Annotated in this window: 16 protein-coding genes; 9 read left to right on the top strand and 7 right to left on the bottom strand. The window is 37.3% G+C overall.

Going from position 1 to position 16,035, the window contains the following annotated elements:
- Positions 1-148 precede the first annotated feature (148 nt).
- The 3 genes from BM143_RS02555 (at position 149) to BM143_RS02565 (ending at position 3,644) form a co-directional block, all read left to right on the top strand.
- A complete protein-coding gene (locus BM143_RS02555; RefSeq protein ID WP_090022684.1) occupies positions 149-2,386 on the top strand; it encodes a sensor histidine kinase in 2,238 nt (745 codons plus the stop codon).
- A gap of 9 nt (positions 2,387-2,395) precedes the next feature.
- The gene (locus BM143_RS02560; protein ID WP_090022687.1) at positions 2,396-3,025 is read left to right on the top strand and encodes a response regulator transcription factor; all 630 of its coding nucleotides are present in this window, start codon (positions 2,396-2,398) and stop codon (positions 3,023-3,025) included.
- Positions 3,026-3,158: 133 nt separating this feature from the next.
- Complete coding sequence (locus tag BM143_RS02565) at positions 3,159-3,644, top strand: hypothetical protein (protein ID WP_090022690.1); 486 nt, start codon at positions 3,159-3,161, stop codon at positions 3,642-3,644.
- A gap of 97 nt (positions 3,645-3,741) precedes the next feature.
- On the opposite strand, the gene BM143_RS02570 is transcribed toward BM143_RS02565, so the two are convergent.
- The 4 genes from BM143_RS02570 to BM143_RS02585 all read right to left on the bottom strand — a co-directional run bounded on the left by BM143_RS02570 (position 3,742) and on the right by BM143_RS02585 (position 8,146).
- Positions 3,742-4,248 (bottom strand): hypothetical protein, encoded by a 507-nt coding sequence (locus tag BM143_RS02570; RefSeq protein ID WP_072922253.1) that lies wholly within the window; start codon positions 4,246-4,248, stop codon positions 3,742-3,744.
- Between the two features lie 210 nt (positions 4,249-4,458).
- Positions 4,459-5,307 (bottom strand): helix-turn-helix domain-containing protein, encoded by an 849-nt coding sequence (locus tag BM143_RS02575; RefSeq protein WP_090022693.1) that lies wholly within the window; start codon positions 5,305-5,307, stop codon positions 4,459-4,461.
- A gap of 56 nt (positions 5,308-5,363) precedes the next feature.
- Entirely contained in the window at positions 5,364-6,869 is a 1,506-nt protein-coding gene (locus tag BM143_RS02580) for an amidohydrolase family protein (RefSeq protein WP_090022695.1), read from the bottom strand.
- Between the two features lie 149 nt (positions 6,870-7,018).
- A complete protein-coding gene (locus BM143_RS02585) occupies positions 7,019-8,146 on the bottom strand; it encodes an alpha/beta hydrolase-fold protein (RefSeq protein ID WP_090022698.1) in 1,128 nt (375 codons plus the stop codon).
- Between the two features lie 234 nt (positions 8,147-8,380).
- On the opposite strand from BM143_RS02585, the gene BM143_RS02590 reads away from it, so the two are divergent.
- Entirely contained in the window at positions 8,381-8,881 is a 501-nt protein-coding gene (locus tag BM143_RS02590) for a hypothetical protein (RefSeq protein ID WP_090022700.1), read from the top strand.
- 189 nt (positions 8,882-9,070) lie between these two features.
- Here the strand turns inward: BM143_RS02590 and BM143_RS02595 are convergent, their stop codons facing one another.
- A complete protein-coding gene (locus tag BM143_RS02595) occupies positions 9,071-10,213 on the bottom strand; it encodes an acyltransferase family protein (RefSeq protein ID WP_090022702.1) in 1,143 nt (380 codons plus the stop codon).
- 186 nt (positions 10,214-10,399) lie between these two features.
- Between BM143_RS02595 and BM143_RS02600 the strand changes: the two genes are divergently transcribed.
- Both BM143_RS02600 and BM143_RS02605 read left to right on the top strand, forming a co-directional pair.
- Positions 10,400-11,458 (top strand): sensor histidine kinase, encoded by a 1,059-nt coding sequence (locus tag BM143_RS02600; RefSeq protein ID WP_090022705.1) that lies wholly within the window; start codon positions 10,400-10,402, stop codon positions 11,456-11,458.
- Positions 11,455-12,153: a LytR/AlgR family response regulator transcription factor gene (locus BM143_RS02605; RefSeq protein WP_090022707.1), complete on the top strand. Its 699-nt coding sequence runs from the start codon at positions 11,455-11,457 to the stop codon at positions 12,151-12,153. Before BM143_RS02600 ends, BM143_RS02605 begins: the two co-directional genes overlap by 4 nt.
- A gap of 63 nt (positions 12,154-12,216) precedes the next feature.
- Here BM143_RS02605 and BM143_RS02610 read toward each other — a convergent pair whose 3' ends face one another.
- Both BM143_RS02610 and BM143_RS02615 read right to left on the bottom strand, forming a co-directional pair.
- Positions 12,217-12,753, bottom strand: a complete 537-nt coding sequence (locus BM143_RS02610; protein WP_090022709.1) for a GNAT family N-acetyltransferase — start codon at positions 12,751-12,753, stop codon at positions 12,217-12,219.
- A 15-nt stretch (positions 12,754-12,768) separates the two neighbouring features.
- Positions 12,769-13,335: a hypothetical protein gene (locus BM143_RS02615; RefSeq protein WP_090022712.1), complete on the bottom strand. Its 567-nt coding sequence runs from the start codon at positions 13,333-13,335 to the stop codon at positions 12,769-12,771.
- Positions 13,336-13,764: 429 nt separating this feature from the next.
- Here BM143_RS02615 and BM143_RS02620 point away from each other — a divergent pair, with 429 nt between their 5' ends.
- From BM143_RS02620 to BM143_RS02630, 3 genes are all read left to right on the top strand, one after another.
- Positions 13,765-14,313, top strand: a complete 549-nt coding sequence (locus BM143_RS02620; RefSeq protein ID WP_090022714.1) for a TlpA disulfide reductase family protein — start codon at positions 13,765-13,767, stop codon at positions 14,311-14,313.
- A 366-nt stretch (positions 14,314-14,679) separates the two neighbouring features.
- On the top strand, positions 14,680-15,249 hold the full coding sequence (locus BM143_RS02625; protein ID WP_090022716.1) for a hypothetical protein: 570 nt from the start codon (positions 14,680-14,682) through the stop codon (positions 15,247-15,249).
- An 81-nt stretch (positions 15,250-15,330) separates the two neighbouring features.
- Positions 15,331-16,032 carry an ABC transporter ATP-binding protein gene (locus BM143_RS02630; RefSeq protein ID WP_090022718.1) on the top strand — a complete coding sequence of 234 codons (702 nt, stop codon included), beginning with the start codon at positions 15,331-15,333 and terminating at the stop codon, positions 16,030-16,032.
- The last annotated feature ends 3 nt before the right edge of the window (positions 16,033-16,035 follow it).

The following is a 16,035-nucleotide window of genomic DNA, read 5'->3' on the forward strand; positions in this document are numbered from 1 at the left end:
AAAACGCACAAGAATAACGAGTTTTGGCTTTATCTATGAAGGGGCTCATCTATGACGGTATTCACTGTCATTTTATTTAAATTGAATATGAAATATAACCCGTGAGAAACCGCAAAGTAATAACTTTGCCTTCTCTATATCCTGAACAATGCTGATTAATTTTTTTTCCTTTTTACGCTTCCCCATTCTCTTTCTATGTCTTGTCTTAGCGGGTCATGCTGCATCAGCCCAGGAACTTTCCAACAGCCCGGAACAGCTGTACAAAAAGTACAAACCGGGAAGTACCCAGAGAATGATGATGACGGGCAAATATGCACAGGCTCTATTTTTCAATAAACAGGAAGATAAAGCAATTGCCATTTTAAATGAAAATATTGCTTATGCTAAAAAGGAACCGGACGGAAAATATGCGGCCTATTTATATATTATAGCTGCGATCAATTACAGACTGCTGGACAATGTTAAAGCCTATGAAAATGCATCCAGACTCGCCCAGTTCTACGAAACAAAAACAAAAGATCAGGAAACAAAAGGCTATGTAGCCTATGGAATTGGGTGGATCCGTGCCCGGAATAATAAAGAAGCTGAGGCGGTTCGCTATTTTTTAAAAGCCCTCTCGCTGTATGAAAAAGCACCCAATTCTGAAAGTTTAAATAATAGAAAAGCATCGGTATACCGGGAATTAAACAGTATTTATGCCGACTGGAATGAGTACCAGCTTCAGGAGAAATACAGTAAGTTATCGTTGGAAATTGCGTTACAGCAGAAAGATCCCATGAATTTATTCGATTCTTATATGGCGATGGGCTATATGTATGAAAAACGTTATGAATCTACCGATAATAAAGCGTTTATCAACCTGGCAGAATCGTATTACCTCAAAGCAATAGAGACGTATAAAGCCAATAAGGCGCGTATGCCTATTCCTTCCACGCTTTCTTTTGTAGCGATTAATCTGGCGAATCTGTATTTAAATTATTTCCCTGAATCCTACAGAGATAAGGTGCTGTATTATGCCAATCTCGCTAAAACCCAGGGTACCGCAACAGGAAATCACGACCATGCAGCCTCCGCAAACGGTATTCTGGCAGAATTAGCTTTGCAGAATGGTCATCAGGAAGAAGCGAAAAACTATCTGATGACGGCATTGGCAGAATCGGAGTATAATAATATCGAAGATCCGCAGGTCAAGCTTTCTATTTTTGAAAATCTCTCCCAACTTTTTCAAAATGAAAATAATTTTAAAGAAGCCATATTTTACCAAAAGAAATATATAGAAACCTTTAAGCAGATTTATGATCAGAAAAATTCTGCCCTGGGTAAAAGACTGGAGATCCAGTATGAAAGGGAGAAACAAAAGCAGCAGTTGCTCAGTCTACAGCTGGCCTCTGAAAAGCAGGAACAGCGTCTTAAGGAAATGGGCTGGCACAGTCTGCAACAAGCTCAGAAACTGGAAAATCTGGAATTAACGAAAGAAAATCAGTTTAGAAAACTGGAATTAACTGAAATAGAAAACAGTAAAAAAGCTCAGGAACTCCGTTTATCACAGCTGGAATCCTCTAACAGAAAACGGGAAGTCGATCTGTATAAAGCCCGCGTGGATTATAAGGAGAAAATCAATACCTTTTATATCGGGTTGATCGCTTCTGTTTCTTTACTGCTCATTTTGCTGCTGTATGCCTATTTTCAGAGGACAAAAGGCATTAAGCAAAAAGAAAAATTACATCTTCTCGAAATGGATAAGGTGATACAAGACTCAAAAATATCCAATCTTACGCTGATGCTGGAAGGTCAGGAACAGGAAAGAGGAAGAATAGCCCGGGATCTGCACGACGGCCTTGGAAGTTTACTGTCCGGAACCAAAATGAATCTGTTTTTATTAAAGGATAAATCCAGCGATCACCATCAGCCACAAATAGAGCGATCCATGGCACAAATCGATATTGCAGTGGACGAACTTCGCCGTGTTGCGCATAATCTGATGCCGGATCTGTTACTGAAGTATGGCCTTCAGGAAACCTTGATGGAATATGTTTCCCGGATGGCTACTCCGACGTTGGATGTTGATGTCCAGTTTCTACATTATTCAAATCAGTTACCGCTGGAAAGTCAGCTGCTGGTATACCGAATTGTACAGGAATTGGTCAATAATGCCGTAAAACATGCCGCTGCAGAACAAATCATTATTCAGTTTATCGAAAATGAAACCGATTATGTTATTATCGTGGAAGACGATGGAGAAGGCTTTGACACCAAGATCCTGAATCACGCTCATTCCGCAGGTTTTCACAACATCCGTTCACGCGTTGAGTTCCTGAAAGGCACTCTTCAGATAGAATCCCAGATCCATATAGGAACCAATATTGAAATTAAATTTCCAAAATAAAAACAAACCATGATTAAAATTGCGATAACCGATGATCACCCATTATTGCTGGAAGGCTTAAAAAACATTCTTTCCCAGCAGGAGAATTTTACGATTGTCGGCTGCTACTCTTCTTCAAGTGAACTTCTTACAGGACTGGACAACCAGATTATAGATGTTTTATTACTAGACATTAACCTTTCCGATAGTAACAGTATAGATTTGATTAAACCTATATTGAAAAAATATCCGGCTACCCAGATCATGATGCTGAGTGTGCATAATGAGTTTGCCGTCATCAACAGTACTTTGGAAGAAGGTGCTATGGGCTACATCCAAAAGAATGCGCTGGTCACGGAAATCATTTTGGGCATACAAACGATCCTTAAGGGTGAGAAATTCCTGTGCAATCAGACCCAAAAAATTGTAGAGATGAAAACGAATTCGGGATTGAATGCAGTTCCCAAATTAACCCGCAGAGAAAAGGAAATCTTACTGGAAGCATCTTTAGGTCTTACCACCATTCAAATAGCCGATAAGCTATTTATAAGCCCACACACAGTAGAAAGTCACCGCAAAAACCTGATCGTTAAATTCAAAACCACCAACTTAAGCACGGCCATAAAATTAGCCATGGAATACGGATTGGTTCGTCCATAGTGAGAGGATCAGCTGCTTATGTTATGGTTCAATTCAACTTCTCATCTTCTTTATTTTAATCTGGATTAATTAAAAATAACTTTCCGATGTGACCTTTTTTCCCTATTTTTACGAGATAATATGTAAACAATATATGAGAAGAATCGTATTTGCAGGAATAGTGACTTTAGGAGGATTTCTAACAGCAAAAGCACAGTGTACCACCGTATCCACCATTACAGAAAATTTTGATGCCTGGAAAGAGATGAACAAATGCTGGACGGCCCAACAGGGGAAAGCAATGCTTTATGCCGGTGACAAAAAAATCATATTTTATTCGATGACCAACCCGGGAGAAAATATGTATTTAGTAACTCCAAAAATTAAAGGAGGAACTTATACACTGACCCTTGATGTTTCAGATAACGGAGGAGAAACTACCCTGGAACTGTTCTCCATAAGCAATGCATCCGATGCAAAATCGTATGTTTCAATAGCTAAGCCATCCAAGATAACAGGGGACAAAAAAACATTTGAAATCACTTTACAAAAAGACACTCATTTGGGTCTGAAAGTAATGCTGAATGGTGTTCATCAGGCCGTTTATGTAGATAACTTCTCTTTGAAACCTAAAAAATAAGTCGCTTAAGATTCATTCTTTAGAGATACATAAGAGGCTGCCGCAATTTTGAGACAGCCTCTTTTCTGTTTATCAACTTCATTGGATTTCAATTCCACTAACCTTCCAAATACACCGAAGTCTCTTTATTAACCTTTTTTTGTCTGAAATACTGATAAACAGACCCGGCGATAAAAAGGATGAAAAGAAACAGAAGCGTTTTACCAATAATCGGATCTGTAATATCTTTTGCTAAAGGATGTCCAACCGGTACACGGGTAAAAGTTTCATTCACTGTTGGTACCAGCGAAAGAAAAAAGCTGAAGGAAAGGAGGAAATTCTCAAAATAACGGGCTCTCTTACTGCTCTCCTTTTTTGAAAATAGAAAATACGCAACAGCTATTAACAGAATGATAAATACCGAAAAAGCATGTCCTGCATTAAAACCTCCGTGTTTTGAGATTCCCAATGCGGTGACTGAAGTGATCAATGTTCCGTAAAAATAAATCTTCCCTGATAATTCCTTTAAACTGATTTTTCCGTATCTAATAAATCCCACTAATGCCCCTGCAATAGAAGCAACGCCAATGACCGTATGGAAAATTCCTAAACCTGATAGTCCCATTTTTATAATTTTTTTAAATATTAATTCCTTTATTTTCCCTCATATTGTATATTGAAGCTCAAGGGAACATTGCAAAGTTGCGACAGAAAAAAGGAAAAGGTTTTGTGATTCCGTTCAATTATTTGGCATTTTGGTTCATAAAAAAGCAACCTCAAATGAACTTTAAGATTGCTATTTATGTAGGCTTTGAAAAGCTATACTGTCTTCTTTTTATCTGTTTTCCTGACGGTAACTGGACGGACTGGTATTATATTTATCATTAAAACTTTTGGTGAAATTGGCAAGATCATTGAATCCGCAATCAAACGCAATATCGGTGATTCGCTGGTCAGAAACGATCAGAAGTTCGGCTGCTTTTTCCAGTTTTTTATTTTTAATGTAGCTCGCAGGGGTGTCATTATAGAGTTTCGCGAATTCCCTTTTGAAGGAGGATACACTCAGGTTATTTCGCTCGGCCAGTTCTTCTATGGTGAGTTGCGAAAACAGATTGGCTTCAATAATCTGCTTAAAAGTATACGTCGTGGGAGAAAATAACTGTGATAATATCAGCTGCACGGCTTCCGCATTTTTTGTTTGTGACAGCAGTAAAATAATCTCCTTTAATTTTAAAACAAGAATATCTTCATTGACCAGAGATGGGTTTTCAAAATAAAACAGTAATCCCTCCACATATTTCTGGATCAGAAAATCATTATTTATTTTTCCGTTGGATTGGTTGGAAACCCTGTTTTTCGGAGGTTGCAGCAGTAAGGGTAATTCCCTGTCATAAATTTTCTTCAGGATGTCAGGATAGAATGTGACAATGACTATTTCACAGTTTTCCTGAATGGTCGGATTATGAATCTGTTTCCCTGAAGTGATGCAGTTTAAAAACAAAGAATAACTAGCAGGGAAATTAATTTCCTCGCTATCAACTTTATATTGAAATTCTCCCTGCAAAACATAGAGAAAACAGGCCTGCTCATTCACAGGAAAATCAAAATGGAAGGGTGAAGTCAATGCAACTTTTTGCATAAAAGTCTTTCCAAACAGATCATACTTTTTATAGTCATTTACCATAAGTGTACCTATTCTAAAAGTTTACGGGCAATACTACAGCAACCGTTTTTGACACATTATTTAAGTTTCTGATTTGTTTTTTGAACAAAATCATCCCATTGCTGAGTCAGATGCGTCAGGGCTTTCTTTTTTTCACTTTCATTCAGCGAAGAATAGTTGATTGAGTTGAAAACAAGCTTTTTAAGCGCTTTTACATCAAGTTCCCAATACACAAAAGCCACCCAGAAATCATAGCCAAGACCTTCATATCCATAAACACTCGGATCATCACTGTTGATGGAGCACTGGATTCCGTTACTTAGCAAAACTCTTGCAGGATGATTTCTCATATCACTTACGTATCCTAAAACCTGGTTACTGATCGGGCTTACCTCAACCAGTTTGTTTTGTTTCTTGATCAATTCCATGGTTTTTGGAAAATAGATCAGGTTTAAACCATGTCCAATCCTTGGGTTGTTCAATACAGACATATCCAGGATATTTTTATTAAACACCGAATTGCTTTCGCCTGCATGAAGGAAAAGAGGCATTTTTACGCCATACTTTTTACTCAGTTCATCCAGTTTCACCCAGTTTTCCCTGAAAGAATAAACACTGTTCCCGGCAGCCTCATCCGCCACAAGGTCAAAGCCGGAAATCACATCCGGAAATTCTTTTTTAAGTTCAAAGGCTGTTTCAAGCTGCTTTTCAATGCTTTTCGGATCTAAAAATTTAAAACTTGAATAAATTAATTTTAAACTGAACTCCGGATGTTCTTTCTGTATTTCTTTAACGATATCCTGTAAATCCGTAATGGAAGTCTTCAGCGGGTATTTGCCTTTCTTAAAATCATAAAGTTCTTCAAAAATATACCTGATTTCTACATGCTGGACATTGTTTTGCACCAAATCCATAAAGCCTTTTTTATAGTATTCCTTGAAAAAAGGACGGTAAGGCAGGAGCAGACTGATCCGCTTAAAACGTTTCTCAAATTCAATCCAGTAATCGGTATATGTACATAGCTGATCCCGCTTCAGGATAAGGAGATCCGCCAGTTTCTTTTCAAAACCAGGATCTGAAGTGAGTTTTTTATTAAGACTCACAAATCCTTCCGGAACTTTTCCCTCAAAAAAACCTAATTGACCGAAGATAAACTGGTCATTATCCGCCTGATCATACACATACGCTTCTTTATACTTTCTGGCCGTTGCAATCACCCACTTCACATCGGTAAAACCTCCGCTGTGCGTATGCAGCAGACCTCCTTTCGGCATTGACTGGAAGATTTCAAATAGTGTACTTCTTTCTATCAATGGTTTTAGCTCCTCAAAGGAACTGTTAAATAAGGATATTTTCTGTTTATTTGTATCGGTAAGAAGCTGTTTTCGCAGCTGAAAAAATTTTTTATCCAATGCGGTTTCAGCATCAGACAGGTGTATATCAGCATCAAAGGCTAATGCTTCATTTTGCTGTTTCAATGCCATCCATTCCTGCTGGTAAGTGGATTGTGCGTTCACTTTATTCTGGCATCCAAACAAAGGAAATCCAAAAAGTAAAATATAAGTGAGATACCTTCTCTTCATAATATTGTGGTTTGCTGTGCACGGTTGATTGTGCTTAACAATTAAAAAAATAGAGGTCTGATGAAACTCTATTCAAAAATATAATAAATTTTTCGAGTAAAAGAAGTTCCATCCGGCCGTAAACAGATTAATCTTAAGTATTTTGTTTTTTACTTAAAAATCTTTTGGGTAAACTGGTACAGGGATCTTCTCCACGTGAGCCATTCATGATAGGTTTCGGGAGATTCATAAAAGGAATAGGGATACTTATTCTTCTTTAAAAAAGTGGTCAGTTCCTTATTAAACTGAAAAAACCGCTTATCTTCCTTCTCCCCGATTCCGATAAAGAAATAAGGCTTTTTCTTAGACTTTAGTAAATTACCGATAGGAAGTTCTTTGAAAGGTTCTCTTTCAGTTCCTTCATAAATAACCGGACTGAACACCCCGATCGCAGAAAACATTTCCGGATGACTGCTTCCAATCAGCATGGCCTGATAACTTCCGCGGGAAAGCCCGGCGATTGCTTTTTGAGTAGTCGTTTTATATTTTTTTTCGATGTATGGAATCAGTTCCCCGACAACAATTTTGTCTAAGTTTTTGGAAGAAAGAACCGTTCTGGGAAAATCATCTGGCATTTTATCCTGTTCCGGATTCAGTGCTACCCCATAATCCATCACCACGATCATTTCCTGCGCCTTTTTCTCCGCAAAAAGATTGTCCAGAATGTTTACAATATAACCTTGTTTCTCCCATCCCGAAATATCTTCTCCGGTTCCGTGATACAGATATAAAACGGGTAATTTCTTAGACCCGTAGCCAGCAGGAAGATATACTTTAAAATTCCGCTTGCCCTGTGTAATTTTCGAATGTAAACTGTCATTAACGATTTTTCCTTGCTTTACATTTTTCTCAAAGAAAAAATCTTCTCCGGAAGGTACTTCGATTCCGCTGGTTGGCTGGCCGTATCCAAAATATAATTGTGCATTCGGGTCGTTTGTGCGCTGCCCGTCGACATTAAACCAGTAATAATGAAATCCAATGTCCATAGCTGAAGTGGAAACATTCCAAAAGCCGTTTTTCCCTTTTGAAACCGAAGATTGTATACTTTGCATTCCGTCACCACCCTCTAAAATTACAGATGTAGCATCCGGAAAATACACCTGAAATTCCGCTTTTTTCTGTGCATCTATTTTCGGAAATTCTTTCCCCGGCAAAGCTGTTGAAGACGTTTTATAGGTCTGGGAAAAAGCAACAGAAGAAAATAAAATGAGAAGGAATGATATTTTTGGATACTGCATTATTTTAGTTTTAAGAGATCAGAAAAACATATATTTTCGTGACCGGAAAAGGTCTTGATCCAGGCCTATGTCCACTGTAATATCTGTTATCTAATTCAATTTAAGAAAAATATTTATTGTTTGCAGTATATTTTATGAAATACTCTCGATGTAAACGCTTGATCAGTTTACTTGTCAAGGTGAAAAATATATCTTACTTTTCCATTACATTAAGAATGAACAAATTGCAGGCTTATGACTGTTTATTCCAACGCTGCAGCGTTGATCAACAGGAATAATTTAAATGGATTAGAGATGAGTTTAAAAATATGTTTGGCAAAAAAGGTCCTGATCTTTTATGCGGTTCTTGCTCCGTTCATTATGATCGGATCATTGTACAATTTAATCGACGGCATCATTTTACAGAAAAGTCCAACCTATCGTATTGGTCTGTTCAGCGTATTCGGGTTTGTCATCATGCCGTTTCTGCTGATCGTGACCTTCCTCAAAAACAAGTGTGAGATTTCAGGAAATGGTGTAAAGATTGGTAAAATTGATTACCCATTTTCCGACTATCATTTCAGCATCAGAGAAAAGGAACTCGCTTTTAAGGACAGACCCCTTACTTCCCTATTTAAAAAAAAGTATGATGAACTGGTCATACAAAAAAAGGGAACCCAAGAAATAATCTTGGAAAAAGACCTTGATGTTTTCCAGAAAGATATTGAGAACATTAGAAAGGCACTGCCGGCATAATTTGAGTTGCGGGTTTCGAGTTTCGAGTTGGAGGGTTTTGGAGTTGGGTAGCTTTGTTAGTTGCTAGTTTCTGGTTGCTAGTTATTAGTTGCTAGTTATTAGTTGCTGGTTTATAGTAATTAAGTTAATGAATCATAGTCTGATGTCTGAAATCTGATGTCTAGCATCTTAATTCTTGGCTCTTGATTCTTAAATCTCCCTACTTGGTTTTTCACTCACCTTACTCAAACATAGACGCTTAACCTTTGAAGACGGCTTTTCAATCACAAATCTATATACTAATCCTCCGGCGATGCATCCTGCCAGACAGATGAAAAGACTGATATTGTCAGAGGTTTCCAGCCCCAATCTTTCAAGCGCATACTGAATCATATGAATAATGCCTTTATGGGAAAGATAGATGGCATAAGACAGCACCGCCAATTCTGCTGTGATGTATGATTTTGATTTGAACATAAAAGAAGATCTGGAAATGGCTGACATTAAAATTATTCCATAGCTGAGGGCAACCAACGCGAATCCGAAGACAGAAGCCTCCTTAGAAACCTGATCATTACAAATCCAGAAAGTCAACCCGAGCAGAATAATTCCAAAAATAAAAAGTCTGTTCCCGTTGTTATGAACTAAATTTTTAAAACGATCCGAATACTGCATCAAAAACCCGATTATGACTCCCACAGCAAGACCATCCAGACGCGTATGGGTCGGATAATACAATTTCATATACCATATCTTCCAAAAATTATCAGTGTTCAATACAGGAACGATAGAATTTCCCCAAATGAACCATCTGGCCGTTAAGGAAAAGATAATGAGTGTGCCTGCAAAAATCGCTGTATACCGGAAAACTTTTGTCTTTATAGCCGTCAGAAGCAGCAAAGGAAGAAAAAGATAGAATTGCTCTTCAATACATAAGGACCATGCATGCGAAAATGTTCCTTTATTAATTACATCCAGACCATAATTTTGGGTAAATGTGATAAATTTCCACCATGAACCCAACGATTCCCGTTCTCTGAAAAAAGGAAATGTAAAATACAGGAAAAGCGTAAAAGCATAAGGCGGAATAATTCTGAAAAACCGCTTGGTAAAGAAGGTCTTTAGGTTGATCCCACCACTCTTTTCAATTTCTTTAAACAACTGTCCTGAAATTAAAAACCCGCTCAGCACAAAGAATAAGTCCACTCCGGACCATCCGAATCTGCCTATTGTATCAATCCAACCGGGATGCTGAAAAGCCCGGTAGTGATACATCAAAACCAATACAATGGCTAAAGCTCGTAAGTGATCCAGTCCGTAAAGTCTTTCGGAGGAGTGAAGGTGTGCGGGCATTATTTTTTTCTGCAAATATTATCAACTACACTACCAATTTTAACCAATAATGACAGAAAACACTGATCCGGATGCCAACTGTACGATTTGCTGTCTGAACTGCAATTACAACTTTCCGTCATCAATTCTATTCATTTTATCAATTAATCAGCAGTTGTAGCGTTGGATTTTATATTTTTGAAGGCTATGAAATTCGGACAGCAACATCACCTAAGGCAGAATGTCTATTTTCAGCTGTTCTTTTGGACGGCTTTATTCTTATTCGGCATTGTAAGAGATTACGGAGAATATGACGGCAGTATGTCTTCAACGACCCTTATTTACAATTTCTGCCACTGGATATTTCAGATCGCCGGAGCCAATTTCATCTATTACATTCTGATCCGAAACTTCTTTGACCAGAAAAAATATATTCCCTTTTCTTTGTATCTCGTTCTCAGTTTATACCTTATTTCAGTGACGAACAGGATCTTTATTGTCTACGGTGCAGAACCTTTTTTCATTGATGAACCTCAGGACAGTTTCTACAGCATTTTCACGGATATCAGGTATCTTTTGACACATTATACTTTTTCATTCATAAGCGCGGCCTTTATTTTTATTTCGGTGATGTTTGTGATCCGCTACAGAGATGAAAAGGAAAGCACCACACAGCTGCTGAAAGAAAAGGCAGAACTGGAATTAAAATCCCTGAAATCCCAGCTAAATCCGCATTTCCTTTTCAATACCCTGAACAATATTTACGCGCTGTCACTCACCAATTCGGAGAAAACTTCAGAGTCGATCAGCAGACTTTCTGATATTCTGGATTATATCCTGTACCAAGGTCCTAAAAATGAAATCCCAGCATCTGAAGAACTTGCTGTTATTGATCATTATATCGCGTTGGAAAGTCTCAGATACAATAAAGAAAGGCTGAAGATCAGTAAAGAAATCAATCTTAATTCTGCAGCCACAATTCCTCCGCTTTTGTATCTGACATTGGTGGAAAATGCTTTTAAACATGGGGCAGGAAAAAGCAGGGATCAGACGGAGATCAAGATTGATGTTTCCTCAGATGAATCGTATTTAATTTTTAAAATTGAAAACACCTGTAGCGGCGATGAAACCAATAATCCCGAAGGAATCGGACTTAAAAATATCGAAAAACAGCTCAGGCTTCATTATCAGGATCATTTTGTATTCAATGTTTCGAGAGAAAATCATATTTTTAAAGTAGAAATAAAAACGCCGGCAGCCTTATGATCAACTGTATTATTGTAGACGACGAACCTCTGGCAGCCACATTGCTGGAGAAACACATTTCCAGAGTCAGCCATTTAAAACTGGTGGGAACAGCTGAAAATGCCATGGATGCCTATCAACTTCTGCAGACCAAATCTGTAGGACTGATGTTTCTGGATATCCAAATGCCACATTTAACCGGAATTGATTTTTTGAGATCGCTGTCGCAAAAACCGCCTACCATTTTTACGACGGCTTACCGGGATTTTGCCATTGAAGGTTTCGAACTGGAAGCCGTGGATTATCTTTTGAAACCCATTACATTTGAACGTTTCTTTAAATCGGTGGAAAGGGTTTTAAGGCACAAAACCGATACTCAGGAAGATTTTATCATGCTTAAAACCGAAGGCATGACCCGAAAAGTTCCCATTCGTGAGATTGTCTATTTTGAAAGCCAGGGCAATGATATTAAAACAGTACTGGTGAACAATGAAAATATTATTTCAAAGGCTACAATGACCGATCTGGAATCTGTTTTATCGGGAAAAGGATTGGTAAGGATTCACCGTTCATTTATGATCAATACTCAGTTCGTTACTGCTTTTAACACGAATGAAATTGTCCTCGGTACGTATCATATTCCCGTTGGCAGAAGCTTTAAAAGTGAATTTGATGTTTTTGTAACTGCCATTTCTAAGGGTTCTGTTAATCAGTAAGAGATTTCATGAATTTAATTAACCATGTCAAAGTTTTGAACCTTGACATGGTTAGCAGGACTGTCAGGACCTAAGTAGGTTCAGGTTTCTCAGGTTAAATGAATTGCGCTGAATGACATAGTAAGCCAGTTCACCATCCGGTCTTTTCAGGTTATCTATACGGCTGAAACCCGCTTTTTCCAATACTTTTTGTGAACCTATATTGTACAGATCAGTCACGGCTACGATATCGCCTCCTTCCGTATTTAAAAGAGAATATTTGACTAAAGCACGACTCACTTCCGTTGCAATACCTTTTCCCCAGTATTTTTTTCCTAATGTATATCCAATTTCAATCTGTCCGGCTGCATCTGCAAAATTTCTCACCAGACACATTCCGATAAAATCATGATTTGCAGTATCAAATATCCCGAAACGTCCAAACGGGCCTTTGGTATAGTCTTCCAATGCTATATTAAACATTTCCGCGTACTGCTCAGGTGAACGGTAAGGAAGATATTTGGCGACCTCATTATCTTCAAAAAGATCACAAAAAAGATTCTGCTCTTCGGGTAAAAACTGACGGATCGTAAAATTCTGATCCTGATGTAGAATAGTCATGTTTTTTGTTATTGTTTATTGATATTCAAAATATTGCCCGAACCATTGTTCAAAACGTTCTTTGTACTTATCCTGAGCTGCTTTGATCAGCTCATCCGGCTCTTCAATCTGGGCTAAACCGTAATCCCCTGCCATCCACTTCAGATATTCACTGAGGTCTTCGCTTTCCTCGTAATCTTCTTCATCCCTGTAAAAATAAGCGCTATCAAAATCAACAGTAATTTCGGTGTCGTAGGTGAGAAAATGAAGCAGCTGCAGGATGTTTTCGGCAACAATATGAACACCGCCTTCATCTCCAAAAATCACAATGGGCATCTGGTTTAAAGCTTTATCTGTTCCGTCGTTCCAGATCGCATAAAATGAACCTGAGCCATTCGCCTGAGCGAAAGGAAGTAAACGTGCTAAAAAATGTTCATCTTCGCTCCAGCTTTTCAGTCCGGATTTATCATCAATCAAAACGCCAAAACCCTGGCTGTAATTTTCTCCGGAAGAGATATGGTTTTGGAAATAGATCAGTTTTTCCAATTCTACAGGGATTTCTTTTAACCCTAAATTTTCTTTAAATTCTGTGATATCGATCATGGTGAATGAATATTAATGATGAAACAAAAATAATGGTAATTTCTTTCTATTTTATAAAATATTTTATGTTTTTGAAAGACGGTTTTTAACCTATTATGTACACACTTTGGCGCATTCCTATCTATTCAAATCGAGTTTTGACAAAATAAAATTTTAATTACTGAAAAAAAATCACTTATAAAACATACACAACTTTACTTATTATGATGAAATAAATAATTAATTATTACAAAATATTTAACATTATTCTAATTATTCATATTTATTAGATGAAATTCTATATTTACACCACAATAAAAACACATATTATGAATACAAAGAACATAATCCTGTGGACTTCAGGACTTATCCTCGGGTTTCTTCTCAGCGCTATAATTATTATCGCCATTGCTTATTTCACTGGTTTTCTAACTGTAAAATCTGTTTAAAATGAGAAAGAATTATTTAAAAAAAGGACTTATCGCCGGAATAATAGTAGGAAGTATTGCGGCATTCTCATTTCTAGGATATATTTATTATATGAGTAAAAAGCACTTAGCCGCTAATGAAAAAATCACTAAAAGCAAGAGTTTTAAAGATCTTAACTTGCAGTTAACCAATTTAGATGGTACACCTGCAGATCTTACAAAATTCTCAGATAAACATATATTGATGAATTTCTGGGCAACCTGGTGTAAACCCTGTCTGGAAGAAATGCCACTGCTTCAAAAGACCTATAATGATAATGAGGTGAAAGATCAATATGTATTTATTCTCGTTGCTGATCACGATCTTCCAACTATAGAAAAATTTAAACATGAGAAAGGCTATAATTTTGTGTTTGTCAAAGCTAATCAGGATTTAATGTCAAAAGTGGGAGCTCTGCCTACCACTTTTATCTTGGATAAGTCGCAGAATATTATATTTTCGCAGACCGGATCATTTGATAATGATGAAAAAAAGTTTAAAAATTTCTTGTTAGAAAAGTCAAAAAAATAAGTTAAAACAAATCTTTAATAATAGATACCCTGTTCAGTTCTGATCAGGGTATTTATTTAATCTAAAGAATATTATGTCTGAAACCATCAAAAAACAATGATCCGTTGTTTTACAGTAATTTATATTTAAAACAAATATTACATCTTTTGTATCCTTTATGTTAAATCGCCAACAAGAAATACCATAACTCGCTATAAACTAAATCACTAAACTATCTAAAACACCTTTATGACATGCATAATATGGAAAAGCGATCACACCCAGATATTAAAAAAAAGTATTACTTTTGCTTAAGAAATAAATGTTTTTCGCATTTTTATTATTAGTTTTAATCCACCAATTTATAAAACATTAAAATCCCTCCACATGAGAAAAATAATTCTACTCATTACATGTATGTTCGGCGTTTCCGTTTTCTCACAGATCAAAGTGTTGAAAAACGAGAGCCTGGTGGAAATTGGCAAAGATAATTCCGTAGGTTTATATAAAAAAGAGGATAAATTTACCATTAACTATCAGGATCTTAATACCAGTAACCTGAACACCATCAGATCTTTTTCATTTCAGAATATGGACGGTGATGTCTCCGGCCTGTACAAACTGATCATGGACGGTTTCACCACAACTCCGGACGAAAACATCCTTCTGGAACTTCCCAATGACATCATTGAACTGCATTATGAAAAAAACTACGGCCAGCCGACCGTTCAGTTTATCCAGTATATCAATAAAAACCGTAAATACGTTGGAAAATCCCAGTTTTTAAATAAAAAACAAGTGGAGAAAGTATTCGGAAGAGTTAATGGAAAATTTGCCATGTATGAAAAGCCGGCAACCATCAACCATGGCAATGGTACCAAGGCAGGTTCCAGCCAGGCATCTACTGCTGCACCTTCCTCAAATGGTAACAGCAAGAACAAAAAATCAAAGAAATAATCGTATTTTTTTCAATATTACTGAACTCATTCATCCGAATGAGTTTTTTATTTTTACTTTTGCAGAAAGACATTAAGAATTATGCCGCTTCAGATAATCAATTTAACCAAAAAGTTTGGAGAACAGACTGCACTAGACAACATCAATATTTCTATTGATCAAAACGAGATCATCGGTCTTCTGGGTCCCAACGGAGCCGGGAAATCTACGCTGATGAAATCTATTGTCGGGGCACTGAAAATTGATCAGGGCGAAATCATCTTTAACGGAATGAATATTTCCGAAAACGAGATCGAAAGCAAGAAAAAAATAGGCTTCCTTCCAGAAAACAATCCGCTGTATCTGGAAATGTACGTCAGAGAATATCTTCAGTTTGTGGCCAATATTCATAAAATATCGGCGGCCAGAGTAGATGAAGTGATCGAACTGGTAGGAATCACACCTGAAAAATCAAAAAAAATCGGTCAGCTGTCGAAAGGATACAAACAGAGAGTTGGTCTTGCACAGGCCATCATTCATCAGCCTGACCTCTTAATTCTGGACGAACCTACCAACGGACTGGATCCGAACCAGATCATTGAGATCAGAAATGTTGTGAAAGAAATTGGTCAGCAGAAAACGGTTCTTCTGTCTACTCATATTATGCAGGAGGTGGAAGCACTCTGCTCCCGTGTTATTTTGATTCATAAAGGAAACATTCTTCAGGACTGTCCTATTGACGAATTTAAAGGCAGATTCAACAGTCTGGAAGAAGCTTTTGCAAGCTACACCGCCGTTTCTTAATTC

The sequence above is a fragment of the Chryseobacterium oleae genome (assembly GCF_900115055.1).
Classification (GTDB): domain Bacteria; phylum Bacteroidota; class Bacteroidia; order Flavobacteriales; family Weeksellaceae; genus Chryseobacterium; species Chryseobacterium oleae.

Coding starts and splice junctions, on each gene's coding strand:
- BM143_RS02555 (WP_090022684.1), top strand. CDS start 149: ATGCTGATTAATTTTTTTTCCTTTTTACGCTTCCCCATTCTCTTTCTA.
- BM143_RS02595 (WP_090022702.1), bottom strand. CDS start 10,213: ATGCCCGCACACCTTCACTCCTCCGAAAGACTTTACGGACTGGATCAC.
- BM143_RS02570 (WP_072922253.1), bottom strand. CDS start 4,248: ATGGGACTATCAGGTTTAGGAATTTTCCATACGGTCATTGGCGTTGCT.
- BM143_RS02610 (WP_090022709.1), bottom strand. CDS start 12,753: ATGACTATTCTACATCAGGATCAGAATTTTACGATCCGTCAGTTTTTA.
- BM143_RS02630 (WP_090022718.1), top strand. CDS start 15,331: ATGCCGCTTCAGATAATCAATTTAACCAAAAAGTTTGGAGAACAGACT.
- BM143_RS02620 (WP_090022714.1), top strand. CDS start 13,765: ATGAGAAAGAATTATTTAAAAAAAGGACTTATCGCCGGAATAATAGTA.
- BM143_RS02605 (WP_090022707.1), top strand. CDS start 11,455: ATGATCAACTGTATTATTGTAGACGACGAACCTCTGGCAGCCACATTG.
- BM143_RS02575 (WP_090022693.1), bottom strand. CDS start 5,307: ATGGTAAATGACTATAAAAAGTATGATCTGTTTGGAAAGACTTTTATG.
- BM143_RS02600 (WP_090022705.1), top strand. CDS start 10,400: ATGAAATTCGGACAGCAACATCACCTAAGGCAGAATGTCTATTTTCAG.
- BM143_RS02625 (WP_090022716.1), top strand. CDS start 14,680: ATGAGAAAAATAATTCTACTCATTACATGTATGTTCGGCGTTTCCGTT.
- BM143_RS02580 (WP_090022695.1), bottom strand. CDS start 6,869: ATGAAGAGAAGGTATCTCACTTATATTTTACTTTTTGGATTTCCTTTG.
- BM143_RS02565 (WP_090022690.1), top strand. CDS start 3,159: ATGAGAAGAATCGTATTTGCAGGAATAGTGACTTTAGGAGGATTTCTA.
- BM143_RS02560 (WP_090022687.1), top strand. CDS start 2,396: ATGATTAAAATTGCGATAACCGATGATCACCCATTATTGCTGGAAGGC.
- BM143_RS02590 (WP_090022700.1), top strand. CDS start 8,381: ATGACTGTTTATTCCAACGCTGCAGCGTTGATCAACAGGAATAATTTA.
- BM143_RS02615 (WP_090022712.1), bottom strand. CDS start 13,335: ATGATCGATATCACAGAATTTAAAGAAAATTTAGGGTTAAAAGAAATC.
- BM143_RS02585 (WP_090022698.1), bottom strand. CDS start 8,146: ATGCAGTATCCAAAAATATCATTCCTTCTCATTTTATTTTCTTCTGTT.